The organism is Xylanivirga thermophila, assembly GCF_004138105.1.
Lineage (GTDB): Bacteria > Bacillota > Clostridia > Caldicoprobacterales > Xylanivirgaceae > Xylanivirga > Xylanivirga thermophila.
This window is the reverse complement of the sequence record NZ_RXHQ01000003.1, coordinates 76,015-100,359: the sequence shown is the minus strand read 5'-3', so window position 1 is coordinate 100,359 and position 24,345 is coordinate 76,015. Positions and strand designations below refer to the sequence as shown.

Below are 24,345 nucleotides of genomic sequence, written 5' to 3'. Positions count from 1 at the left end.
CTCTCCCAAGCTGATGACATAAAGTCATCAGCATTTTTTTATATAAAATCAAAAGGAACAGATCACATGATCTGTTCCTTTTGATTTTATATAATTATTACTTACCAGCCATTTGTCTCTGGGCCTGCTCAATCATCTTCTTAACCATATAACCACCGATATATCCGGCTTCCTTAGCAGTTAAGTCACCATTATAACCCTGTTTTAGATTAACCCCTACTTGATTAGCAACCTCATATTTCATGTTATCAAGAGCCTGTCTTGCTTCAGGAACAAGTTTACGATTATTACTTGGCATGGATTATCACCTCCTGTATTAGTGATGCATTATTAATGTAACCAATTATAAAAAAATTACGCTAGTAATATTTACTAGACAATATATTAACTAATTCATAGCAATCTTCTTTGTCTTTTGATCAAATTCATGCATCACATAATCAATGAGATTTTTGTATGTTATGTCATAGTTGGTGTTTAATATCTCATCTACCGCTTGTTGGGCTCTTTTTAAAATTTCCATATCGGTAAATAAATTAGCTATCCTAAATTCCGGCAATCCATGCTGTCTTACCCCAAACATATCTCCAGGTCCTCTGAGTTGCAAATCCTTTTCAGCTATATCAAATCCATTATTCGACCTTGTCATAATCTGCATACGCTCTCTTATCTGAAAATTATTTACATCAGTAATAAGTACGCAATATGACTGATATTTTCCTCTGCCTACCCTACCCCTCAATTGATGGAGCTGCGCCAATCCAAAACGTTCTGCATTTTCTATAACCATGAGAGTTGCATTTGGTACATTTACCCCTACTTCTATCACAGTAGTAGATACCAACACATCTATATCGCCATTGGAGAATTTCTCCATCACCCTATCCTTTTCGCTTCCCTTCATTCTTCCATGCAACAAATCTATTCGTAAAGATGTCAAAGGCCCATTTTTTAGTCTTTCAAAAAGTTCCACAGCAGCTACTGAATCTATTTTTTCAGATTGCTCTACAAGGGGACATACCACATATACCTGGCGCCCTTCTTGCACCTGTCTACGTACAAAATTGTAGACTCTATCCCTCATAGATGATGGTACATGATACGTTTTTACCGGATGGCGGCCAGGCGGGAGTTCATCTATTATGGATATATCAAGATCACCATATAATATCAATGAAAGGGTCCTAGGGATAGGTGTTGCAGACATTACTAGCATATGAGGCTGCACACCTTTTTCCTGCAATGCAGCCCTTTGTCTTACTCCAAATCTGTGCTGCTCATCAGTTACTATCAAGCCTAGATGTTTAAATATTACATCTTCCTCTAATACTGCATGGGTAGCTACAATAATATCTATATCTCCTTCTGACAATCTACCCTTTATATTAATTTTTTCACTAGCTTTCATACTACCAACCAAGCATTCTATAGTAATTCCTTTACCATGGAATAATTCTTTAAATGATTCAAAATGTTGAACAGCCAAAATTTCGGTTGGAACCATCATAACTCCCTGATAACCACTCAAATAAGCACAATATAAGGCTATAGCTGCTAATATAGTCTTGCCAGAACCTACATCTCCCTGTATAAGCCTATTCATTGGCTTATCGCAGGAAATATCTTGAAGTATTTCCTGCAGCACACGTTTTTGAGCAATGGTAAGTTCAAAACTCAATCCCTGTATAAAATACTGTATTTTTCTATTATCCCATTTAAATTTTGTACCTTTTATATTTTGTCTATTCTGTTCTCTAATAATCCTTAAAGCCAATCTAATATTAAAAAATTCTTCAAAAACGAGTCTTATACGTGCCTGCTCCATTGCATATTCTGACTGGGGAAAATGTATATTTGCTAATGCAAAATTTTTTTCTACTAAATCGTATTTTTTTCTTATGGAACATGGAATATAGTCTATTATTTGCCCATTCGTTTTATTCAAGGATTCTTTAACTAAATTGCGCAAATCTTTTTGTGTTATTCCTTGGGTCAATGCATATATAGATAATATTTTGCTCCCATCATGTTTATCCTTATTATACTCTTCAACGACAGGCATATTTATGTATATTTTGCCATACTTTATCTCTACTTTACCTCTTATAAAATATTTTATAGAATTTTTATAGATAGAGGCTCTATAGGGTTGATTATACCAAACACATACTACATTTCCCGTATCATCATTTGCTATCCAATTTGTAATAACAAGACCTCGCCTGGTTCTTATATTGTTTGCCCTACCTTTAAAATTCACCACCAGTGAACATTCTTCTCCATTTACTATATCGCTGGCCTTCTTTATGTCATCCCATATATCATAATCCCTCGGAAAATAATATAGGGCATCCTGTAATGTTTTTATACCCAATTTATTGAGCAACTTGCTCTTTTTAGGTCCGATTCCCTTTACATATCGTACATCCTGTTCTAACCCATCCATATATATCACCTATAAAAATAATGTTAAAAAAAGGAGGTTAAAACCTCCTTAATATCTATTCTACTGAAATTATATAGTAATACAAGGGCTGTCCCCCAGAATAACATTCCACATCTAAATCATCATATTGAGACTCTACATATTGTGCAATTGAATCAGCATGTTCCTTTGAAATATCCTGGCCATAATATATAGTAACCATTTCACTTTCATCATCAATCATGGCATCAATAAGCTTATGAGTTGCATCATCGATATTCTTTTCGACAGCTACTATATCACCATTTTCAATTCCTATTATATCATCCTTAGCTATAGATAATGCATTGACATTATAGTCCCTAACAGCATATGTCACCTGACCAGTTTTCACTGAGTATAATGCTTCGGTCATCCTATCAATGTTTGTATCACTATTTACATCTGGATTATATGCCAATAGTGCAGCTATACCTTGTGGAATAGATTTACTAGGAATCACATGCACCTTTTTATCGGTAACTTCCTGTACCTGTTTTGCAGATAGGATTATATTGCTGTTATTTGGCAGTATAAATATTTCTTCAGCGTTTACTTGCTCCACTGCCTGCAATAATTGGTCTATACTTGGGTTCATCGTTTGGCCACCTTGTACAATATAGTCAGCCGATAAATCCTTAAATATTGTTCCAATGCCTTCACCTATTGCCACCGCTACTACTCCAAATCTCTTTTGTTGCTCCAATGGCTGTTGATACCGTGGATTTAAATCATCCGAATAGGAATTGCTGTCATTTTCTTGTACAATATCACTAAGATTTCTATGCTGTTCCCTCATATTATCAATCTTGATAGTAGAGAGATCACCAAATCTAAGTCCTAATTGCAATACCTTTCCAGGCATATTTGTATGAACATGCACCTTAACGAAATCGCTATCACTAGCAACCACAATAGAATCCCCAAGTTTCAATAATTTATCCTTTAATTTATCTACATCATCTTCAGTAACATGGGGATAGAGATTTTTTATAAAAAACTCTGTGCAATACCCATATTTTATATCTATTTCTTTATCTGATTGTATCATAGATGCTGAATTTGGTTCTTTTTTAACAATTAATGTATCATCAAACTTGCCTTCTAATGCCTGACTGGTTCCCATCATTATATACAAAAGGCCCATACCGCCCGAGTCCACCACTCCCGCCTGCTTTAGTACGGGTAACAGTTCTGGCGTTTTATCTACTGTATCTTTTGCAATTTTTATTATTTTCTGATAAAAAATCACAAAATCCTTTTCCTGCTTGGCAATGTTTTGAGCCTCCTGAGCAGTTACTCTGGCCACTGTGAGAATAGTGCCTTCTGTAGGTTTCATTACCGCCTTATAAGCTGTATCAGCACCTAATTTTAATGCCTCAGCATACTTAACGGTATCCACCTCTTTCTCACCTTGCACACCTTTTGCAAACCCCCTAAAAAGTTGTGAAAGAATGACTCCTGAATTACCTCTGGCTCCTTTCAATGCACCCTTCGATACAACTTCAGCTACTTTATCTATATTGTTATCATGAATAGATTCCAAATCTTTAGCAGCAGCCAATATGGTCATGGCCATATTGGTTCCAGTATCTCCATCTGGCACTGGAAAAACGTTAAGGGCATCTACTGTTTTTTTATTATTATCCAAAAATTGAGCCGATGAAAGAACCATTTTTTTTAGCTTAATACCATCAATAAACTCTTGCTTCAAATTATGTACCTCCCTTTAAGGTGTTAAGGGACACTACCCTTAAACCCTAACCCCTTCAACGGTTACATTTACTTTACCTACATCCACCCCAGCTAGATCCTCTACTGTATATTTTACCTTCTCAATGACATTCTGCGCTACAGTAGCAATAGATATACCATACTCTACAATTATATATATATCTATAGTTACTACGTTATCCTGGGTACGTACCTTTATCCCTCTGGATAGATTTTCACTTCCCAATAACTCAACAATCCCATCAGTAGCCCGCTTAGAAGCCATACCAACAATGCCATAACATTCCGTCGCTGCTATACCTGCTATTCGTGCTATAACTTCATCTGTAATTATAATTTCGCCTAACGGATTAGTCTTTTTTACTCCCATATGATTTCCTCCCTAAAAATCTAGATAAGGATTTGATCCTACTATTACCTTATATTCTATACTATAAACAATTTTGTTTCAATATAAACACTATATTTTTGTTTTTCTTGCCAAAGCTATAACTTAATGATACAATATTAATGTTTTAAAAACAGGTATGTTTTCTTCTTTGAAGGAGGTGTAATAAATGGCTAAAGTTTGTGATGTATGTAATAAAGGCGTAGTATTTGGCAATAAGGTGAGTCACTCCCATCGCAGAAGCAATCGTGCTTTTGCACCAAACGTAAAAAAGGTAAGGGCTATAGTAGATGGGACACCTAAAACTATATATGTTTGCACCAGTTGTCTGCGTTCAGGCAAAGTAAAAAGAGCTCTGTAAACTTCAAAAAGACCCATGTAGGGTCTTTTTTTGATTATTATTGCTCTCTGTTTGCCTTTGTAATGGCGGGAACTATGCTAATAGCTATTATACTACCTATAGCCGCTGTTACCAATTGGGGCCAACTAAACTTGAGTGATAACAAACTAGTTACCTTCTTTGCTTTTTCAGGTGGTAACTTAGGAGTAATAATTGGTATTGCCATATATACAATCATTATATATAATACAAGAAATTTTAATATTGTTCCCAAAGATAAGGCCAAATATTTGTTTTTATCATATAATAGGGCTACCACGATGACTATAACTGAATTTCCAATAGCTACGAAGGGTACCAATATTGGAAAAGCTATTTCCCCCTGTAAAAGTGCTACTAAAGGAGCTATTACGGAAATAGCAATACCTCCTCCCATACCTACTATAATGGCAGAAATAATTAAACATGCATTTACCAATGAGCCAATTATGTATTGATCCATACCCTGAGGAATAATATTTCTAAGGGATTGAAATACCAAAGTAAGCGCCAATAAAATCGCTGTATATGTAATCTTTTTTGTTTTATCTTTCATATTGCATCTCCTAATCTACTATTTTTTTAGAAGTCAAAGCACTTTTTACTGTAACACCATTTAACTTCCCTAATTTCCCAGTTAAAGCCCCTATTTCATCAGTTGTTCCCTCTACTATAAGTGATATAACAGATATATTACGCTTTCTATATGGCACACCCATTCTACCTACTATTATAGACGAATATTCACTGATATATTGGCTGACAGTTTGACCTGATTCTTCTGGACAATCAACTACAATTCCTATAACTCCTATACGCTTTTCCAAACCATCATCTCCTTTAAAAAATTAGTATTCTTTTGTTTTTACTACCAAAACCGTTACATCATCTAACATATCCTTGTCTTCTAATAATGTAAAATACGCATCTAAAAGCTGATCACACGTCTCCCTTGCACTTAAGCCTTTCATCCCTTTTATAAATTCTTTTAAGTTTTCTTGTCCAAAAACCTCTGGCCTATATCTATCAATATCAGTTAAACCATCTGTATAGAATATTAATGTATCACCAGGGAATAAGTCAATACTTTGCGTTTTATATGATGGCTTAAAATACTTGCCAAACTTGCATATTGGAAATCCATCAGCCTTTATAAACCGCACATCTCCATTTTGACTTAGTATTATAGGTGTAACATTCATCCCGGCTGAAGCATAAGAAAACTTACGTGTATTGATATTGTATATACCATACATCATAACCAAATATGCTTCTTCAGGAAAAGGCATTTCATTGTAAACATGGTAAAGATTCATAAGCACCCCACGAGGTGTAAATATCTTGTATCGGCCATCATCATATTGTTTTTTTACATGAATATTTTGGTTTATAAATACATTAAGCATCGCAGCAGAAACTCCATGACCTGCAACATCCCCAATTACTATGCCTAAATTTTTCTCATCTAGCTTAAAAACATTATAAAAATCACCTCCTACTTTTTCACACGGGAAATACCTGGACGCAAAGTCCATCCCAGGTATATTGGGAAATTCATTTGGCAACAATGCCAATTGAATATTCTTTGCATAGTCTAAATCCTGCTCCAATTTATTCTTTGCCTGTTGTATTTCAGAAGTTCTTTTGATTACCATTTTTTCCAGGTTATCTGCATATGCAGATAATTTATTTTCTGCTTGGCTTAAACTAACGTATGGTTTTTCTATATTCCGCACAAATAATGCCCTAAATAATAAATAGTATGCCATAACCTTAAGAATGTGACCTACCATGTTATATATATCATATACGCTTATATAAAGAGTAAATACCAACTCACTGCATGCACTAATTATCAATCCCAATATGATTAAAAAAATATAATTCCTGTCTTCTTGTCTGTTTTTATAGGATCTAAAAAACATGTATATGCTAATTCCGTGTATACATATGATACAGTATTCTATAAATATCTTAAGATTTGTCAATCCTTCCCCTTCTACATATAGCTTAGGCAATGCATCAATATGATAATTTATAATATATATCCAAAAAACTGCGTAAGCAATAGCTACTCCAAAAAACGCAAAACGTCTCTTATTTGTTTGTCTGTAGGGACATAAAAAACTTGCATATAAAAAGGCAACAGCCATAGTAAAACGGGAAATTACCCAAAAAGCTGTGGCCTTCTGTGCAGATGGAGCAGTTAAAAACATGGGCATACCTTTGTATGTTAAAAAATGAAATATATCCAATATCCCAATTACAAAAAATGTACATGCAAATATTATGGATTTCAAGTTTTTTGATTGTTCAAAGGTATAAAATGTAATTGAAAATATACTAAATGCCATTACTATACTGGCAATTTCTAAAAATATATGCCAACTCAAAAACACATCAGCTGAAAAAACATGTTTCACTATTGTCCCCACCCCTTTTCATTTGGCCAAACTTATCTAATATAATGTTAATTATACAGAATTTTATCTCCAATGTCTACCAATGCATATTAAAAAAACCCATATGGATTATATCCACTGGGCTTTATAGATAGATATCTCTATCTATTATACCTTCTGCTTTTCCTAGTCCATATCCCAATGAGAAGCTTTGCATCATACTTTTAGATATAGTGTTTACAATAGCTTCTCTATCCTCTTTGCACAAACCCATATCATATATTTTCATAAGATTTTGTACCTTTTCTTTAGAAATTTGAACAATAGCTTGTTTAGTACCTTCATATTGCTTATCTAATTTTTTATTCGCCTCATATGTAAACTCCTTTATTATTTTATCAACAGAAATATTTGGGGGGACTTTTTTATTTTTCACAATCAAAACTCCTTTTCATAATAGTGCCATTTTTATGGTCCCCTGTTTAATGGTTTTTTATACCGTTGCTGCCTATAAAATGCTCAAAAGTTACCTGCTTAGGTTCATGTGGATACAACAGATTTGATAATTGGATACCTATTAATCTGACAGGCTTTATGAGCTCTATCCTATTTTCTAGTATGTTATTGGCCTCAGAGTATATCATCAAAGATGAAGAGGTAGGAACATCCAATGTAATGCTTCTAGTTATAAGCCTAAAATCATTGTATTTAATTTTAACTGTTATAGTCCTACATTTTATGCCCTGCTTATTCATACGTTTACCTATAATGATAGCAAAATCTTTTATATAGTTTCTCAATATGCCTTTATCAACAGCATCATTCGACAGAGTAGTTTCTTCACCAATGCTCTTAGCCTGTTGATACGCCTCAACCGGCCTGTTATCCATACCTTGTGCCAAGCATAAAAGCTCATATCCACGTCTTCCCCAATGATTTAAAATGAACTCCCTATCATAATTAAGCAAATCCTCTATAGTAAAAATACCTATGTCGTTTAGCTCCTTTTCAGTTTTAACACCTACCCCCCAAATCTTTCTTACAGGAAGGGTTGGTAATATTTTTTTCGCATCTTTAAGGGTAATTACAGTAAAACCATTTGGCTTTTCCATGTCAGAAGCTAACTTTGCCAAAAACTTATTATATGATATCCCAACAGATGCTGTGAGATTTAATTCATCGTATATGCGATTTTTTATTTCTTGAGCTGTCGATATCACATCTCTATGTTGTTCCCCCATATCCAAAAAAGCCTCATCTATGGATATGGGCTCTATAGTATAGGTATAATCCTTAAATATATTTTGAATTTGCTCAGATACGTTTTTATATTTCTCCATATTGACCGGTAAAAATATAGCACCAGGACATAACTCTCTTGCACGTCTAGCAGGCATAGCTGAGTGGATACCAAATTTTCTAGCCTCATATGATGCAGTACTCACCACGCCTCTTCCGTCAGGGTGCCCTCCTACAACAATAGGTTTATTTCTAAAAAAAGTATTATCCCTTTGCTCTATGGAAGCATAGAAGGCATCCATATCAACATGGATTATAGACAGATCATACACTATATCCACTCCCAATAGACATTTTACATATTTTTTGATTAATTTATGTTTATATCATCTTCAATCAATCGAGTTATTTTACACATGGCCTCTAGCTCATCTGGGCCTATTATACGTATTCTAAATTCTGCATCTCTAAAAATACCTAGGGCTAATACTGACAGTAAACTCTTTGCATTAGCCGTCTTTGTATCTTTGACTAGTAAGATTTCTGATTTAAAATTACTAGCCACCTGCGTAAGTTTTGCAGCCGGCCGTGCATGAAGCCCTACTTCGTTTTGAATGACAAAGCTCTTTTCTATCATCTACTGTCCCCTTTTCTTTTCATTAAATTCTTAAAGTTTATTTTATCGTAATTTGTCGTTAAAAACAATACCCATAAATAAATGTTTGTTTGCATCTTGACTTTTTGCCGTCGTTTGGTAATAATATATAATATGAAACTAAAACTTTTATAACGTTAAAGTATTAAGTAATAATTAAAATGCACTAAAATAGCTATGAAGGAAAATAGTAGTATATCCTCTGTCTATAAGCGACCTAGGGATGGTGAAAGCCTGGAGATATGATGTACGAAGGCATTCTGGAGCTATCTTTAAAAAAGAGGGTCTAAAAAGACCAAAAAGGGTGGAACCGCGAAGGATAGCCTTTCGTCCCTTTAATGGGATGAAGGGCTTTTTATAATTATATAAAGTATTGGAGGAACACAAATGTCAGTATCATTAACTATGGATAAGATGGTAGCACTCTGTAAGGGAAGAGGGTTTATATTCCCTGGTTCCGAGATATATGGCGGGTTAGCTAATACCTGGGATTATGGACCTCTGGGAGTAGAACTTAAAAACAATGTCAAGCGGGCATGGTGGAAAAAATTCATCCAAGAAAGCCCATATAATGTAGGCATGGATTCTGCCATACTGATGAATCCTGAAACATGGGTAGCTTCTGGTCATGTAGGTGGATTTAATGATCCCCTTATGGACTGTAAGGCTTGTAAAACTAGATTTAGAGCAGACAGCCTCATAGAAGATTATTTAAAATCACAAGGGCATGAAGACATTACAGTAGATGGCTGGAGCAATGATAAAATGGAGAAATACATAGAACAAAATGATATACCTTGCCCCGATTGCGGTAAACATGATTTTACAGGCATCCGCCAATTCAACCTTATGTTTAAGACTTTTCAGGGTGTTACTGAAGATTCGAAATCTGAAATCTTCCTAAGACCCGAAACTGCCCAAGGTATCTTTGTAAATTTTAAAAACGTTTTACGTACTAGTAGAAAAAAATTACCTTTTGGCATAGGTCAAATAGGAAAATCCTTTAGGAATGAAATAACTCCAGGTAATTTCATATTCCGCACCCGTGAATTTGAACAGATGGAACTGGAATTTTTCTGTAGACCTGGTGAGGATATGGAATGGTTTGATTATTGGAGAAGCTTTTGTAAAAACTGGCTCATTGAGTTTGGATTAAAAGAAGAAAATATCCGTTTAAGAGATCATAGTCCTGAAGAACTTTCCCATTATAGTAAAGCTACTACAGATATAGAATTTTTATTCCCATTTGGTTGGGGTGAACTATGGGGTATTGCAAACAGGACAGATTTTGATTTAAAACAACACGCAGAGCATTCTGGTGAAAATTTTAATTATCTAGATCCTAATACTAATGAACAATTTATTCCCTATTGTATTGAACCTTCTGTAGGTGCAGATCGTATTACTTTGGCCTTTTTGTGTCAAGCATATGTTGAGGAAGAATTGGATAACAACGATTCTAGAGTCCTATTAAAACTACACCCTGCTCTAGCACCATTTAAGGCAGCTGTTTTGCCCTTGTCCAAAAAACTTAAGGATCAGGCAAACAATATTTACCTAGAACTTAGTAAATACTTTATGATAGATTATGATGAAACAGGTAGTATTGGAAAAAGGTATAGACGTCAAGATGAGATTGGTACACCCTACTGTATTACAGTTGATTTTGATACATTAGAGGATAACTCTGTTACAATAAGAGATCGTGATACTATGGAACAAATCCGAGTAAAAATAGATCAGCTTGAAGGTTATCTACGGGAAAAAATAACTTTTTAAAAAAGATACGCCAATATTGGCGTATCTTTTTTAAATCTCTTTTATTGCTTCTGTAGGACATCCTTCTATTGCTTCATTTACCTCATCTTCAAAATCAGATGGTACATCTTCATCTATTGCCTCTGCTTTATCGTCATCATTCCAATGAAAAACATCATCACACGTACTTATACATAATCCACAACTGATACATAGATCTTGGTCAACCATAGCACGCATGTATATTCCTCCCTTTTAAATTTCAACTTGTTTTTATAGTGTGCCCACATTTTCTACTTTGATAAGTTAAACTTCAAAACCCTTCAATTGGTTATATGTAATATCATCTACATATACCTCTAAATATATTCCACTCGCCCTATATTCCTGATTTATTACCTTGGCTTCATCATGTAATTTAGACAAAACATTTGCCTCATCATAAGGTATACATAGACAAATATGATGATAATCAATAGATATATTATTCTCTATCTCTTTTAGAAGTAAATCTATTCCTGCCCCTGTCTTGGCAGATATGCTTACTTGCGGCTTTATAGCAGGTAATGGTATAAGACTATTCACTTTATCTATTTTATTATATACCATTATAATTGGCTGATGTGCGCCTAATGAATTTAATACATTATTTACTAACTCTATCTGTTCTAACATATGAGGTGAACTCATATCCACTATATGTAAAAGCACATCAGCGAATATCACTTCTTCCAGCGTAGCCTTAAATGCATCTACTAATTGATGGGGTAGTTTATTTATAAACCCAACAGTATCTACTAATACAACGTTTTGATTATTAGGTAACACTATTTTTCGAGCAGTGGGATCAAGAGTAGCAAATAGTTTATCTTCCACTAACACTTCTGAATTTGTTAAGATGTTCATTAGCGTGCTTTTTCCTGCATTGGTATATCCCACTAATGCAATTACAGGAATCATATTCTTTTTTCTTTTATTCCGCGCAAGTTCCCGCCTTTTTTGTACTTTTTTAAGCTCCTTCTCTATCTCATATATGCGTTGTCTTATATATCTCCTATCCGTTTCTAGCTTTTTTTCTCCCGGTCCCCTAGTTCCTATACCCCCTCCCAGTCTTGAAAGCTCTATGCCTTTCCCTGTTAGTCTAGGTAACCTATATTTTAACTGTGCCAGTTCTACCTGCAATTTACCTTCTCTAGATATGGCCCTTTGAGCAAAGATATCCAATATAACAGAAGTCCTATCTATAACCCTTATGCCTGTTATATGCTCTAAATTGCGTATTTGGGTGGGAGATAACTCATCATCACAAATAATAAGATGGGCGTCAAAAGATTTTACCGCTTGAGATAATTCTTCTGCCTTCCCTTTTCCTATATAAGTAGCTACATCTGGCTTATTCCTGTTTTGCACCATTTTAAAAACCACTTCGGCTCCAGCAGTATCTGCCAACTGGTCCAATTCTTCAAGTAATGCTTCTCCCATACCCTGAACATCTATTCCTACTAAAATAGCCCTCTCCTTAATTAAATCACTCTGCATACTCTGTCCCCCTTAAATGAAATTGTCTACTCCATAGCAATTTATAATATCTCCTTTTTCCAACCAACCTTTTCTAGCAATACCTACACCATACTGCATATGAGAAAATCCTTCCAAATCATGGGTATCTGGACATATAGCAAATTTTATTCCTAAATCTTTTGCTCTTCGGCACCAACGCCAATCTAAATCAAGACGATGTGGATTGGCATTTATCTCTATAGCTACACCATTTTCTAATGCTTTTTGAAATACCTTTTCCATTTCTATTTCATATGCAGGACGAGATAGTAAAAGTCTGCCAGTAGGATGTCCTAATATTGTAACATATGGGTTGTCCATTGCCTTTAAAATTCTTTCTGTCATCTCTTCTTTATTCATAGAGAAATTTGAATGTACAGATGCTATTACAAAATCAAAACTTTCTAATACTTCAGTATTATAATCTAAACTACCATTTTTTAGTATATCTACTTCGATTCCTTTTAATATCTTAAAATGACTAAATTTTTTATTCAACCTATCGATCTCTTCATGCTGTTGCATTATATCCTCTTCATTAAGTCCATGAGCATAAGAGGCAGACTTGCTATGGTCGGATATACCTATATATTTATATCCTAGCTTATAAGCATACTCAGCCAGTTCAGAAATCGCACATCTACCATCACTATAATTGCTATGCACATGCAATATTCCAATTATATCGTCAAAAATTACAAAGTCAGGTAATTGATTTTTTAACGCTATCTCTATTTCACCAGTATTTTCTCTTATCTCAGGTGGAATATATTGCATGCCTAATGTACTAAATATATCTTCTTCAGAATAACATAATATCAAACTATTATCGCTCACATTAAAAAGTCCATATTCATTCATCTTTATATTCTTTTGCTTTGCATAATGGCGCATAGCAGTATTATGCTCCTTGCTACCTGTAAAATGATGAAGCGCATATGGATATTGTTTTGTACTTACCACTCTTAGGTCAACGGCTATTCCACTTTCAAGTCTTAAACTGGTTTTTGTAGTTCCTTTTGCTACAACTTCTTTTATATGAGTAAAGTTTACAAAAAAGTCCATCACTTTTTCTCCATGATCACTGCCAACCAATATGTCTATATCCTTTATTATTTCTTTTTTACGTCTCAAGCTTCCTGCAATATCAATATAGTCTACAAATTCGCAAGTCTTTAAGTATTCAATCAATATCTCAGCTTCTCTATAAGCCTCAGAAAATAAAAATTTATCCTTATATTCTTTAAAATTCTCTATACCATTCAATATATTTTCCTGAGTCTTATATCCAAATCCAGGTAAACCTGCTAATCTATTCTCATTACATGCATACTCCAATTCTTCCAAAGTTGTTATACCTAAATTATCATAGATTATTTTTACCCTTTTGGGTCCTAAACCAGGTATTTTGAGAAGTTCAAATAAACCTTTAGGAAAAGATTGTTTCAAATCTTCATAATACTTTAAAGTACCTGTTGTCACCAATTCCTCTATCTTTTCTTGAAGCGCCTTACCAATTCCCTTTATTTCCCCTAGCCTACCTTTTGCAACTAGCTCTTCTATATCTTGATCTAGTAATTCTATACTACGGGCAGCATTTGTATAAGCACGTATTTTAAACGGATTGTCTCCTTTCATTTCTAACAAAAGAGCAATCTCCTCTAAAACTACGGATACCTCTTTTTTATCCACAACCTATCCCCTCCTTTGCTATTATTCTACTAGATATCTATATTATAAACCACAAATATAAAATTAACCAAAATGTGAAAAGCACTTCTGGATTATTACAGAAGTGCTATATATTATCGTTCATGGCTGCATATCGTTTAGTAAAGTATCGTTTGCCTTTTCCAAAGCATCATAGGTATTAACACCTACTACACCATCTGCTATCAACCCATAATCTCGCTGGAAGTCCATAACAGCATTTCTTGTTCCTTCACCATATATTCCATCTATGGAACCATTATAATATCCTATTCTGCGTAAAATTTCCTGCAGCTGGGCAATGTCTGAGCCATTCTCTACACCTAAATAAAGAATTCGTCCAGTAAAAACACTTCCCAATATATTCACTTCAGTGCCTAAAGGCACTATATCATAAAGCTCTATCACATCTTCGTTGTACATTCTTACACAACCGTGGCTTACTGCTTTACCTATAGATTCAGGATCATTTGTTCCATGAATACCATAACCTCCCCATGAAATATTAAGTCTCATCCATCTGGCACCAAAAGCTCCTCCTGGGTTTACCGTTTTTTGTATTATTCTCCAATTACCCACAGGTGTAGGAGTAGAAGGCTTCCCGACTGCTACAGGATAAGTTTTTAATATTTGTTCCCCCTCTTTTAATATAAGCTCACGTTTTGACAAATCTACAGTTATATTATATTGTGTATCAAAATATTCAAGACTTTCAGCACTTAACCCTATAGCATTCCATGTAATAGGACCAACTATTCCATCGCCAATAAGACCATTTGCTAATTGAAAATTTCTAACCGCTTCTGCTGTTTCTTTATCATATATTGATGTTATATCTCCATTATAATATCCTAACTCTTTAAGACGTTCTTGAACATTTCGCACATCAATTCCTTCCATTAAAGGATCAGATATCCGTAAATATCTGCTTGCATACACGATAGAATCACCTCATTAAAGGGGCTACCATTCGTAGCCCCAAATTTTATCTAATCAAAAATATTTTTTGCTATTCATATGTTCCTGTACTTTTTCTAATACCTCTCCAAATCGCTGAAAATGGACAATTTCTCTCTCTCTCAAAAATTTCAAAGGTTCTATTACATCTGGATCATCTGCTAGCTTTAGAAGATTTTCATAGGTTGCTCTAGCCTTTTCCTCTGCAGCTAAATCTTCATGTAAATCAGCTATAGGATCACCTTTTGACTGTATATAAGCTGCTGTAAATGGTACCCCTGTACCTGTACTAGGATATACTGCACTATCATGATCAGCAAAATAAGCTCCCGCACCTGCCGCTTTTATCTCTTCTGGAGATGCGCCTTTCATTAATTGATAAACCATAGAACCTACCATTTCAAAGTGGGCCAATTCTTCGGTACCTATATCATTTAATGTCGCTTTTGCTTCGGGAATAGGCATACTATATCTTTGAGACAAGTATCTCAGTGAAGCAGCTAATTCACCATCCGGACCACCATACTGAGAAATTACGTACTTTGCCATTTCAGGATTGGGATTCTTTATCCTGACAGGATATTGTAGTTTTTTTTCATACACCCACATATTAACACTCCTCCATCCAATAATCTTGTTCCCATGGCCAGGGATCATTTATCCATCTCCATGGATACTGACTTTGAGAGTATCCAAAATTCGTCAAAGGGCCATATATGCGTTCATACTCGGCTTTTAACATCATAAGCTGACGAGTATAGTTATTATATTCATTTATAGCTCGCCTATCCTCTGGATGTGTATTTAAATATAGATTTAAATCAACTGTCATGAATTCTATAGCCCTTATTTGATTAAGAAGATCATTCCTACACATAATGATTAGCCCCCTCATACCTATAATCCTTATATGGTCTCACCAATTCTGGAAACATAGTACCATGTTTAAGAGCTTCCATTGGTGAAAAACTTCTTGTATATTGTTGATATGGTATATATGCCCTTGCCAATTCACCATTTGGCATATATGGTCTCGGCTGCGGCCTTGGTATGCACTGTCCGTAATTATAAACAGAATAATCGTAATTCATGCATATTCTCCTTTCATATATAAATATCTTTAATTTATATTATTCGTAATGCATATAAACGTTACAAAAACAAGACGGCATTAAAAGCCATTAAAAGGCCACAATGCCGTCTTGTTTTAATATATTATTTTTAATTCTCTTGCAAAATAGAAATAACAAGAATAACAAAAAGTGTCATACAAAAATGTATAACACTTTAATCAAAATCTTTCCAACTGCCTGTTGTTTGCTCAGGGGTCTTCCTTATATCCATTATTGAATCCATCTTAGTCATTTCCAATAACTTTTGTACACCAAGCTGGGGATAGGCAACTACCAATTTACCTCCTCGAGCTTTCATAATCTTCACCAATGAAATAAGCATTCCAAGTCCTGCACTATCCATAAATTCTACATCTGAAAGATCCAATTCAATCACTTTATCGTCAGCATTTAAAAAATCATATATCTTATTTTTTACCAAAATAACTGTTGAAAATGATATCTCATCTTTAGGTTTAATGAATACAGTGCTGCCTTCTCGATATATCTGCATGAACATTCCCCCCATATAAATAAATTAGTTATTATTCTTCCATTCATGTGCTATAGGCATATATTTATTAGCCATAACAGATGATTTGGAAACTTTTAAAGCAGGAGCAGATTGCCTGCGCTTATATTCACTTTTATATACCATATCTATTATATTATAAACAGTATTTCTGTTAATGCCACTATTTATTATAGTATCAATTTGATCATTATTCTCCAAATACATATATAAAACATTATCCAATACATCATAAGGTGGTAGAGCGTCATTATCTTTTTGATTTTCTTTTAGCTCAGCTGATGGTTCTTTTATTAATATATTATTTGGTATTATCTCCTCTTCCATATTTATATATTTAGCTATTCTATATACATCCTTCTTAAAAATATCAGCTATTACTGATAAACCCCCACACATATCACCATATAATGTAGAATAACCAACATATGTTTCCGATTTATTTTCTGATGAAATTAGCAATCTGCCTTCTCTATTGGATATAAACATTAAAATATTTCCGCGTATACGAGCCTGAATGTTTTCCTCTGCTATATCTTGAGATAATTTCCCACTTGTGTTGAAAATATACAAATATTTCATAAATACATCTTCTATTGGTATTACTCTATATTCAATGTCTAAGTTTTTTGCAAGTTGCTCAGCATCCTGCTTACTATGCATGGAAGAATACCTAGATGGCATAGATACACCCAATACATTCTTTGAACCTATAGCTTCAGCCGCTATGCATGCATTAACGGCAGAATCTATACCCCCGCTCAAACCCAATACTATCTTCCCTATTTTATTCTTTTTGCAATAATCTCTAAGTCCTAATATCAGGGAATTATATGCCCATTGTATATCTTCTTCAACCGAATCTATATTATTATAAATTTCTCTAGTATCATAAAATATAATATCTTCTTCAAATAGTCCAGCTTTTATGATCATATGTCCATCTTGAAACACAGATGAATTACCATCAAATATAAGCTCATCATTGCCCCCTACCCCATTTATATATATAAGAGTACACTGTTTATTACAAGTATATCTTTTATAGTAATTAACCTGTTCATCAAATTTACCCCTATAGTATGGCAATGACGATATGTTTATTACTATATCTGCTCTACAATCCATATCCTCTAGTAGTCCAGGTATTATAGCTATCTTTTTACCCATAAAATTGATAACATGCTGTTGAGATTTTGAATAGGCATGAAAATATCTTTTTTCATAATAATCTCCATATTTTGATAATCGTTCTTTATATATTGTATGAATTATTCTTCTATCCTGTATTAAAAAGGTTGCATTTAAAAGGCAGTTGTTTTCTCCATATATAGGAACTGATATTATGGCTGAAATGCCGTCAGTATATGAAATTAATTCGCCAACAGCCTTTGAAACACAATCTATAAAGCTAGATTGAAATAATAAATCCTTAGGTGTATAGCCTGTTAAAGCTAATTCAGGAAATACTACTAAATCGCATTCTTTTTGCTTTACTATATCAATATAATGCTTTATAATAGACAAATTCCCAGCTATATCACCTACTTTTGTATTTATTTGTCCAATAGCAATTTTCAAATCTATCACCCCATCCTTTTAAAAATACTTAATATTTTACTCTCCATCTGATATTTTTCACATATATCTTTATGTATTATCTGTTTATCCTTCAAGTTTATTAGTGAACACGGAATAGAGCTACCTGATACTTGAGATAATTTTTCTAACATATCGAATTCGTTTCCATTTTGTTCTAATGCTTGGCTACCAAGAATGGCATTTAATACTGGTTTGCAAAATTTAAACGGGCTTGCAGTACATGCTATAATTGTCTTGGTTGAATCTCCCGTAATTTTTTTGTATTCATCATAAACATAATATCCAACAGCAGTATGGGGATCCATTACATAACCATATTTTTCATATACTTGTTTTATAGAACCGATAGTTTGTTCTTCTGTTGCATATCCCGCCCAGAATACGTTTTTTATGCTGCTTAAAATATTATCGTCTATCTTATAGACTTTATCTTCTTTAAGTTTCTGCATATACCTTTGTATATATTCAGTATTTCTCCCTGATATCTCAAAAAGCAAACGTTCCAAATTACTAGATATCAATATATCCATCGATGGAGATATTGTTTTATGAAATTTACGCTGCACATCATATCTACCAGTATTAATAAATTCGGTTAAAACATTATTGGTATTTGATGCACATATAAGCTTATTTATAGGTAAACCCATACTTTTGGCATAATAAGCAGCTAAAATATTTCCAAAATTCCCTGTCGGCACTACAACGTTTATTGGCTGCCCATATATTATCCATCCGTGTTTCACCATATCTAAATATGATGAAAAATAGTATATTATCTGAGGTACCAATCTTCCCCAATTAATAGAATTTGCAGAAGATAATCTATATCCTAAGTGCTCCATACTAGATCTTATTTTTTTATTTGTAAATATAGATTTAACACCGGACTGTGCATCATCAAAATTACCCTGTATTCCTATTACATGGGTATTCAAACCTGGCTGGGTTATCATTTGCATCTTCTGGATTGCACTTACACCATCCTGGGGATAAAATACAACTATATAAGTATTTTTTACATCACTAAATCCACTTAGTGCAGCAGTACCAGTATCTCCGGAAGTTGCCGTTAATATGGCTAATTTATTTTGTTCATTTGTTCTTTGTACAGCAGTAGTCATAAGGTGTGGTAAAAGCTGCAAAGCTATATCTTTAAATGCGCAGGTAGGGCCATGCCATAATTCCAGCGCAAATAGATTGTCTCCAACAGGCTCAATTGGCGCTATATCTTCTGAATCAAACTTAATTTTGCTATAAGCCTTGTCTACGCATCTATTAATATCTACTTTGTCATAATCATCAAGATACATGCTAAGTATTTTAATAGCTTTTTCCCTATAATTCATCTCTACCATGTCTTTAAGCAGTTTGCCATCTATATTTGGTATGTATTCAGGAACATATAGCCCGCCTTCTGGGGATATTCCCTGTTTTATAGCCTCCATAGAAGAAACCTTATTATCTTTATCCCTTGTACTTTCATAAATCATATTATATTTCACATCCTAATACCATTTTTTATACATTATACATTGGCAATATGGAAGACGTCAACTTAAAGTAAAGCAAAATTAAAGCCAAGGAAATCCCTTGGCTCTACCTTTGTCCGTCCTTAATCAAAAATCTATCATATATTTCTCAAAGGAGACAGGTACATTCATAGGATCTCCAGATATGGATAAAGTAATCTTTACATGGAATTTTTTAGATAGTTTTTCAATATTAAGCAAAAAGGCTTCTATATCTTGCATTTGCTCCTCGTCCTTCATCTCTAAAAAACCATCTACATATATGAAGTCGATATCATAATTTTGAGCAACAATGCCTGATAAGAAGCCATAAAAAACGTTTATATCCTTTATACCAAATTCGCTTATGTCAATAAACCTAATGCTTCGATCCAGCGTCATGGTATATCGGCTATCACCATCAATAAAGATGACATCTCCATTCCTCTTTTGCGCCGAATTATTAGCCATCTCAATCATAGCTTTTGATTTGCCTGTGCCTTTCTGACCTATAAGTAACTTTATCAAGTTGACCGCCTCCCATAAAATATTTTTAAAGGTTGCTAAATTTATTATATCATATGGGGCTAAATCTTACCAGCAAAAAAACACAGACAAATCTAATATTATTAAATTATTTTTATGCTTTTTTACTCTGCAATTTCTTACGTTGTGCAGTATCCAATATAGATTTTCTAAGTCGTATACTTTTAGGAGTTATTTCTACCAATTCATCATCATTTATAAACTCTATAGCTTCCTCAAGAGTGAGTTTTCTGGGAGTAACTAGCCTCAAAGTTTCGTCAGAACCTGCTGCTCTCATGTTACTAACATGCTTTTTCTTACATACATTTACATCTATATCACCTGGGCGACTATTCCGGCCTACTACCATCCCTTGATATACTCTTGTACCAGGTTCTATAAATAAAGTTCCTCTCTCTTGGGCATTATAGAGCCCATAGGTAATAGATTCACCTGATTCAAAAGCCACTAATGCTCCTTGTTGACGTGTAGGTATCTCCCCTTTATAGGGCTGGTATCCATCAAATATTGCATTCAATATACCCTGCCCTTTAGTATCGGTCATAAATTCAGATCTATAACCGAAAAGACCTCGCGATGGAATAGAAAATTCCAACCTTACACGCCCGCCCTTTGTGTTCACCATACTAAGAAGTTCTCCCTTACGTCTTCCTAGTTTTTCGATAACAGTACCTGTAAATTCATCAGGTACATCTATCATCACCTTCTCCATAGGTTCGCATTTTTTTCCATCGATTTCCTTGTATATAACTGTAGGCTTTGATACCTGGAATTCATATCCCTGTCTACGCATGGTCTCTATTAATATGGATAAGTGCAATTCTCCTCTTCCAGATACGTTAAATGTATCCGGAGAATCAGTTTCCTCTACCCTAAGACTTACATCTGTCTTAAGCTCTTTAAACAAGCGGTCACGTAAATTTCTAGAAGTAACATAAGTACCCTCTTGTCCTGCAAAAGGACTGTTATTTACCAAAAATTGCATCGAAATAGTAGGTTCTGATATATGAACAAAATGAAGCGGTTCCACATGATCTACATCACATATTGTATCACCTATGCTTATACCTTCCACTCCAGATACTGCTATTATATCCCCTACGGTAGCATTCTCTACCTGCACTCTTTTGAGCCCTTCAAATTGATATAGATTAGTTATCTGTACCTTTTCTTCTTTCCCCTTCATATTGCACAGAATGGCTTCCTGCCCCAATTTGACACTTCCTCTTCCTACCTCTCCAATGGCAATCCTACCTACATATTCATTATAATCAATAGTAGAAACCAACATTTGAAAAGGAGCATCCTTATCACCAACAGGTGCAGGTATATGTTGTACTATAGTATCAAATAATGGCTGCAGATCTTTTCCTAAATCATCTGCACTTAAAGATGCCAATCCTTGTTTCGATGAAGCAAATACGAAAGGACAGTCCAGTTGACTTTCATCTGCATCTAAATCTATCAATAGCTCTAAAACCTCATCAATAACCTCTTCAGGCCTAGCATCAGGTTTGTCCATCTTATTTATAACTACTATAACCGGAAGACCTAATTCTAGAGCTTTTTTAAGAACAAACCTTGTTTGAGGCATAGGACCTTCGAACGCATCTACCAATAATACTACTCCATCTACCATTTTCAGTACACGCTCGACCTCACCACCAAAATCAGCATGTCCAGGCGTATCTATAATATTTATTTTTACATCTTTATACCACACTGATGTGTTTTTAGAAAGTATGGTAATTCCCCGTTCCCGTTCCAATTCGTTGGAATCCATAACACGATCCTCAACCTGTTGGTTTGCACGGAATATGCCACTCTTTTTTAACATCTGGTCTACCAAGGTAGTTTTACCATGATCAACATGGGCAATTATGGCTATATTACGTATATCATTTCTAGTTATATTCATCTATTTTTTCATCCTTTCCTTCTTTAAAGCCAGTTAAAATTTTAACATATACATACATATCTATCAATAAAAAATTCTATCAGGCCATCTGTTTAATGCTGCCGCTACTTCATATTTCCTGGGCAATGCCATTCTGCCTGGATTACCCTTATATGGTGAAATATTATCCAGACCTCTTTTTTTGATTATATCATATGCAACATCTAAGGCCTCTGATAGGGTTTTATGATCATCTGCAATATTAACTAATATATATCTTACCAACATAGCTATGCAATTAGTCTGGCTGCTGTCTATCAATTGTTCCACATGTGATAAATCTATTTTATCCTTGTTATAAGTCATTGTATTTAAGCCTTTTGTTCTTATATCACATTTCTTTAGACACTCACTTTGGTTACACAAAACCCTATTTGGCAATTGACCAAAGGTATTAACTGCCTGTATATTTATACTAATATCTTTATCGTTTGCTATTTTTTTAGCCTCATCAGTAACATTCCTTGGTATATATTCATCCATCATTATAACATTATCGGCAACATCAAAATAATCTCCTACACCACCTATTACCAAAATAGTAGATATATCATGTTGAACATACAAGGATCGTACCTTGTCTATAAATGGAGTAATAGGCTCTTTGTCTGGACTAATGAGTTTTTTCATTTTGGCATCCCGTACCATAAAATTGGTCGCACTAGTATCTTCATCTATGAGTAATAATTTTGCTCCCGCCTCTAGTGCCTCCATTATATTGGCTGCCTGTGATGTACTGCCGCTCGCATTTTGAGTACAAAATTTACGGGTATCCACCCCATTTGGTAAATTGTTTATAAATGGAGATATATCCGTATTATGAATTCTTCTACCATCCTCAGACCGTATTTTTACGGCACTGTCCAAGCTAACCACATACTCACGACCATCTCCTTCTATATGAGGATATATGCATTTTTCCAATGCCTTAAGCAGAGTTGATTTGCCGTGATATCCTCCACCGACAATAAGGGTAATACCTTTAGGAATACCCATACCACTTATACGCCCTTTATGGGGAAGTTTTATGGACACCTCAAGGGATTTAGGGCTTTTAAAAGGCTTTGCCCCCTTATTGATAGGTAATGGCTTATCAGATGTACCACTCTCCCTCGGAAGTATCGAACCATTTGCTATAAACGCACAAAGGCCTAGTCTTTGCAACTCATCTCGCAACACTTCGTTATCTTCCATAAGATTAATTTGCCGTTTCAAAGCTTCACTATCTATGTTTTTATATACAAGTGACGATTGCATAATATCTGGCAAATACTTGAAGAATATTTGTTTTGCTTTTTCACCTAAAATTCTCCGTCCTGCAGCTGGCATTCCCATTTCAAACCTTACTTCTACCCGTTGTTCATCTATATATACAGATGTCCTATAGAGTATCTCTTGGCCGCATCTATCTATAAATAGGTACTTAGGACAAAATCTAGCTATATTATATTGAAAATTTCTTGTTAAGAAATCTATTACTCCTACCTTTTTACACTGCTTATCTATTAAATATTTTGGAAAATTAGCATAACTTTGAGGTACTACCATTCTGAGTTTCGATGGAGGAGCATATGGATCAGGTTGAACATGATCAATGCAAAGAGTATATTTTTCAAACATATACTCACCCTCTAGCAGTTTATAACTTTTATATCCTTTCCCGTCTATAGTGGACAACATATTCATTAAATCCTTGGCTTTATTCAAAACAACAATCCTCCTAGGTTTAGATTACAATTATAGATTATAGCACAAATAAAAAAGCTTTTTACTAAAAGCACTTCATTTTTTATGTAATTTTATCTTAAAAATACCGATAGTGTATTTTACCCTTGATTA

The 24,345-nt window shown here is 34.3% G+C and carries 25 protein-coding genes and 1 other annotated feature; of the genes, 2 read left to right on the top strand and 23 right to left on the bottom strand.

The window, feature by feature from the left end; genetic code table 11:
* Positions 1–97: 97 nt before the first annotated feature.
* The 4 genes from EJN67_RS02730 to EJN67_RS02715 all read right to left on the bottom strand — a co-directional run bounded on the left by EJN67_RS02730 (position 98) and on the right by EJN67_RS02715 (position 4,568).
* Positions 98–298: an alpha/beta-type small acid-soluble spore protein gene (locus EJN67_RS02730; RefSeq protein ID WP_129721994.1), complete on the bottom strand. Its 201-nt coding sequence runs from the start codon at positions 296–298 to the stop codon at positions 98–100.
* 90 nt (positions 299–388) lie between these two features.
* Positions 389–2,446 (bottom strand): ATP-dependent DNA helicase RecG, encoded by a 2,058-nt coding sequence (gene recG / locus EJN67_RS02725; protein WP_129721991.1) that lies wholly within the window; start codon positions 2,444–2,446, stop codon positions 389–391.
* Between the two features lie 55 nt (positions 2,447–2,501).
* Complete coding sequence (locus EJN67_RS02720) at positions 2,502–4,178, bottom strand: DAK2 domain-containing protein (protein WP_129721988.1); 1,677 nt, start codon at positions 4,176–4,178, stop codon at positions 2,502–2,504.
* A 39-nt stretch (positions 4,179–4,217) separates the two neighbouring features.
* A complete protein-coding gene (locus EJN67_RS02715) occupies positions 4,218–4,568 on the bottom strand; it encodes an Asp23/Gls24 family envelope stress response protein (protein WP_129721985.1) in 351 nt (116 codons plus the stop codon).
* A 187-nt stretch (positions 4,569–4,755) separates the two neighbouring features.
* Between EJN67_RS02715 and rpmB the strand changes: the two genes are divergently transcribed.
* Positions 4,756–4,947, top strand: a complete 192-nt coding sequence (rpmB, locus tag EJN67_RS02710) for a 50S ribosomal protein L28 (RefSeq protein ID WP_129721982.1) — start codon at positions 4,756–4,758, stop codon at positions 4,945–4,947.
* Positions 4,948–4,984: 37 nt separating this feature from the next.
* On the opposite strand, the gene EJN67_RS02705 is transcribed toward rpmB, so the two are convergent.
* The 6 genes from EJN67_RS02705 to EJN67_RS02680 all read right to left on the bottom strand — a co-directional run bounded on the left by EJN67_RS02705 (position 4,985) and on the right by EJN67_RS02680 (position 9,243).
* A complete protein-coding gene (locus EJN67_RS02705) occupies positions 4,985–5,521 on the bottom strand; it encodes an ECF transporter S component (protein WP_129721979.1) in 537 nt (178 codons plus the stop codon).
* 10 nt (positions 5,522–5,531) lie between these two features.
* Complete coding sequence (locus EJN67_RS02700; RefSeq protein WP_129721976.1) at positions 5,532–5,792, bottom strand: TM1266 family iron-only hydrogenase system putative regulator; 261 nt, start codon at positions 5,790–5,792, stop codon at positions 5,532–5,534.
* A gap of 21 nt (positions 5,793–5,813) precedes the next feature.
* Entirely contained in the window at positions 5,814–7,388 is a 1,575-nt protein-coding gene (locus EJN67_RS02695) for an MASE3 domain-containing protein (protein ID WP_165000692.1), read from the bottom strand.
* Between the two features lie 124 nt (positions 7,389–7,512).
* Positions 7,513–7,803: a hypothetical protein gene (locus tag EJN67_RS02690; RefSeq protein WP_129721970.1), complete on the bottom strand. Its 291-nt coding sequence runs from the start codon at positions 7,801–7,803 to the stop codon at positions 7,513–7,515.
* A 46-nt stretch (positions 7,804–7,849) separates the two neighbouring features.
* Positions 7,850–8,938, bottom strand: a complete 1,089-nt coding sequence (locus EJN67_RS02685) for a DNA polymerase IV (RefSeq protein WP_129721968.1) — start codon at positions 8,936–8,938, stop codon at positions 7,850–7,852.
* Between the two features lie 38 nt (positions 8,939–8,976).
* Positions 8,977–9,243, bottom strand: a complete 267-nt coding sequence (locus EJN67_RS02680) for an HPr family phosphocarrier protein (protein ID WP_129721965.1) — start codon at positions 9,241–9,243, stop codon at positions 8,977–8,979.
* 186 nt (positions 9,244–9,429) lie between these two features.
* Positions 9,430–9,599 (top strand) — a binding site (T-box leader).
* 49 nt (positions 9,600–9,648) lie between these two features.
* Between EJN67_RS02680 and EJN67_RS02675 the strand changes: the two genes are divergently transcribed.
* Positions 9,649–11,040, top strand: coding sequence for a glycine--tRNA ligase (locus EJN67_RS02675; protein ID WP_129721962.1), 1,392 nt, complete (start codon positions 9,649–9,651; stop codon positions 11,038–11,040).
* Between the two features lie 30 nt (positions 11,041–11,070).
* On the opposite strand, the gene EJN67_RS02670 is transcribed toward EJN67_RS02675, so the two are convergent.
* The 13 genes from EJN67_RS02670 to EJN67_RS02610 all read right to left on the bottom strand — a co-directional run bounded on the left by EJN67_RS02670 (position 11,071) and on the right by EJN67_RS02610 (position 24,213).
* Positions 11,071–11,259 (bottom strand): ferredoxin, encoded by a 189-nt coding sequence (locus tag EJN67_RS02670; RefSeq protein ID WP_129721959.1) that lies wholly within the window; start codon positions 11,257–11,259, stop codon positions 11,071–11,073.
* Between the two features lie 66 nt (positions 11,260–11,325).
* The gene (gene hflX / locus EJN67_RS02665) at positions 11,326–12,558 is read right to left on the bottom strand and encodes a GTPase HflX (protein ID WP_129721956.1); all 1,233 of its coding nucleotides are present in this window, start codon (positions 12,556–12,558) and stop codon (positions 11,326–11,328) included.
* A gap of 12 nt (positions 12,559–12,570) precedes the next feature.
* Positions 12,571–14,271: a DNA polymerase/3'-5' exonuclease PolX gene (gene polX, locus EJN67_RS02660; RefSeq protein ID WP_129721953.1), complete on the bottom strand. Its 1,701-nt coding sequence runs from the start codon at positions 14,269–14,271 to the stop codon at positions 12,571–12,573.
* 120 nt (positions 14,272–14,391) lie between these two features.
* Entirely contained in the window at positions 14,392–15,174 is a 783-nt protein-coding gene (locus EJN67_RS02655; RefSeq protein WP_243641211.1) for a L,D-transpeptidase family protein, read from the bottom strand.
* 108 nt (positions 15,175–15,282) lie between these two features.
* Complete coding sequence (locus tag EJN67_RS02650; protein WP_129721947.1) at positions 15,283–15,855, bottom strand: manganese catalase family protein; 573 nt, start codon at positions 15,853–15,855, stop codon at positions 15,283–15,285.
* Position 15,856: 1 nt separating this feature from the next.
* Positions 15,857–16,123: a spore coat protein CotJB gene (locus tag EJN67_RS02645; RefSeq protein WP_129721944.1), complete on the bottom strand. Its 267-nt coding sequence runs from the start codon at positions 16,121–16,123 to the stop codon at positions 15,857–15,859.
* Positions 16,116–16,337: a spore coat associated protein CotJA gene (locus EJN67_RS02640; RefSeq protein WP_129721941.1), complete on the bottom strand. Its 222-nt coding sequence runs from the start codon at positions 16,335–16,337 to the stop codon at positions 16,116–16,118. The genes EJN67_RS02645 and EJN67_RS02640 overlap by 8 nt, the downstream gene beginning before the upstream one ends.
* Before the next feature lie 196 nt (positions 16,338–16,533).
* Positions 16,534–16,872, bottom strand: coding sequence for an STAS domain-containing protein (locus EJN67_RS02635; protein WP_165000691.1), 339 nt, complete (start codon positions 16,870–16,872; stop codon positions 16,534–16,536).
* 24 nt (positions 16,873–16,896) lie between these two features.
* Positions 16,897–18,471 carry an NAD+ synthase gene (locus tag EJN67_RS02630; protein ID WP_165000690.1) on the bottom strand — a complete coding sequence of 525 codons (1,575 nt, stop codon included), beginning with the start codon at positions 18,469–18,471 and terminating at the stop codon, positions 16,897–16,899.
* 5 nt (positions 18,472–18,476) lie between these two features.
* Positions 18,477–19,985, bottom strand: coding sequence for a threonine synthase (gene thrC / locus EJN67_RS02625; RefSeq protein ID WP_129721931.1), 1,509 nt, complete (start codon positions 19,983–19,985; stop codon positions 18,477–18,479).
* 126 nt (positions 19,986–20,111) lie between these two features.
* Complete coding sequence (locus EJN67_RS02620) at positions 20,112–20,531, bottom strand: ATP-binding protein (protein WP_129721928.1); 420 nt, start codon at positions 20,529–20,531, stop codon at positions 20,112–20,114.
* 112 nt (positions 20,532–20,643) lie between these two features.
* Positions 20,644–22,467 carry a translational GTPase TypA gene (typA, locus tag EJN67_RS02615; protein WP_129721926.1) on the bottom strand — a complete coding sequence of 608 codons (1,824 nt, stop codon included), beginning with the start codon at positions 22,465–22,467 and terminating at the stop codon, positions 20,644–20,646.
* A 63-nt stretch (positions 22,468–22,530) separates the two neighbouring features.
* The gene (locus EJN67_RS02610) at positions 22,531–24,213 is read right to left on the bottom strand and encodes an ABC-ATPase domain-containing protein (RefSeq protein ID WP_129721923.1); all 1,683 of its coding nucleotides are present in this window, start codon (positions 24,211–24,213) and stop codon (positions 22,531–22,533) included.
* Between the last annotated feature and the right edge of the window lie 132 nt (positions 24,214–24,345).

What these genes read in the sequence shown, in the direction of transcription:
- EJN67_RS02730 (WP_129721994.1), bottom strand. Translation starts at nt 298, where the DNA reads ATGCCAAGTAATAATCGTAAACTTGTTCCTGAAGCAAGACAGGCTCTT.
- recG (WP_129721991.1), bottom strand. Translation starts at nt 2,446, where the DNA reads ATGGATGGGTTAGAACAGGATGTACGATATGTAAAGGGAATCGGACCT.
- EJN67_RS02715 (WP_129721985.1), bottom strand. Translation starts at nt 4,568, where the DNA reads ATGGGAGTAAAAAAGACTAATCCGTTAGGCGAAATTATAATTACAGAT.
- rpmB (WP_129721982.1), top strand. Translation starts at nt 4,756, where the DNA reads ATGGCTAAAGTTTGTGATGTATGTAATAAAGGCGTAGTATTTGGCAAT.
- EJN67_RS02705 (WP_129721979.1), bottom strand. Translation starts at nt 5,521, where the DNA reads ATGAAAGATAAAACAAAAAAGATTACATATACAGCGATTTTATTGGCG.
- EJN67_RS02680 (WP_129721965.1), bottom strand. Translation starts at nt 9,243, where the DNA reads ATGATAGAAAAGAGCTTTGTCATTCAAAACGAAGTAGGGCTTCATGCA.
- EJN67_RS02675 (WP_129721962.1), top strand. Translation starts at nt 9,649, where the DNA reads ATGTCAGTATCATTAACTATGGATAAGATGGTAGCACTCTGTAAGGGA.
- EJN67_RS02670 (WP_129721959.1), bottom strand. Translation starts at nt 11,259, where the DNA reads ATGCGTGCTATGGTTGACCAAGATCTATGTATCAGTTGTGGATTATGT.
- hflX (WP_129721956.1), bottom strand. Translation starts at nt 12,558, where the DNA reads ATGCAGAGTGATTTAATTAAGGAGAGGGCTATTTTAGTAGGAATAGAT.
- EJN67_RS02650 (WP_129721947.1), bottom strand. Translation starts at nt 15,855, where the DNA reads ATGTGGGTGTATGAAAAAAAACTACAATATCCTGTCAGGATAAAGAAT.
- EJN67_RS02645 (WP_129721944.1), bottom strand. Translation starts at nt 16,123, where the DNA reads ATGTGTAGGAATGATCTTCTTAATCAAATAAGGGCTATAGAATTCATG.
- EJN67_RS02640 (WP_129721941.1), bottom strand. Translation starts at nt 16,337, where the DNA reads ATGAATTACGATTATTCTGTTTATAATTACGGACAGTGCATACCAAGG.
- EJN67_RS02635 (WP_165000691.1), bottom strand. Translation starts at nt 16,872, where the DNA reads ATGCAGATATATCGAGAAGGCAGCACTGTATTCATTAAACCTAAAGAT.
- thrC (WP_129721931.1), bottom strand. Translation starts at nt 19,985, where the DNA reads ATGATTTATGAAAGTACAAGGGATAAAGATAATAAGGTTTCTTCTATG.
- typA (WP_129721926.1), bottom strand. Translation starts at nt 22,467, where the DNA reads ATGAATATAACTAGAAATGATATACGTAATATAGCCATAATTGCCCAT.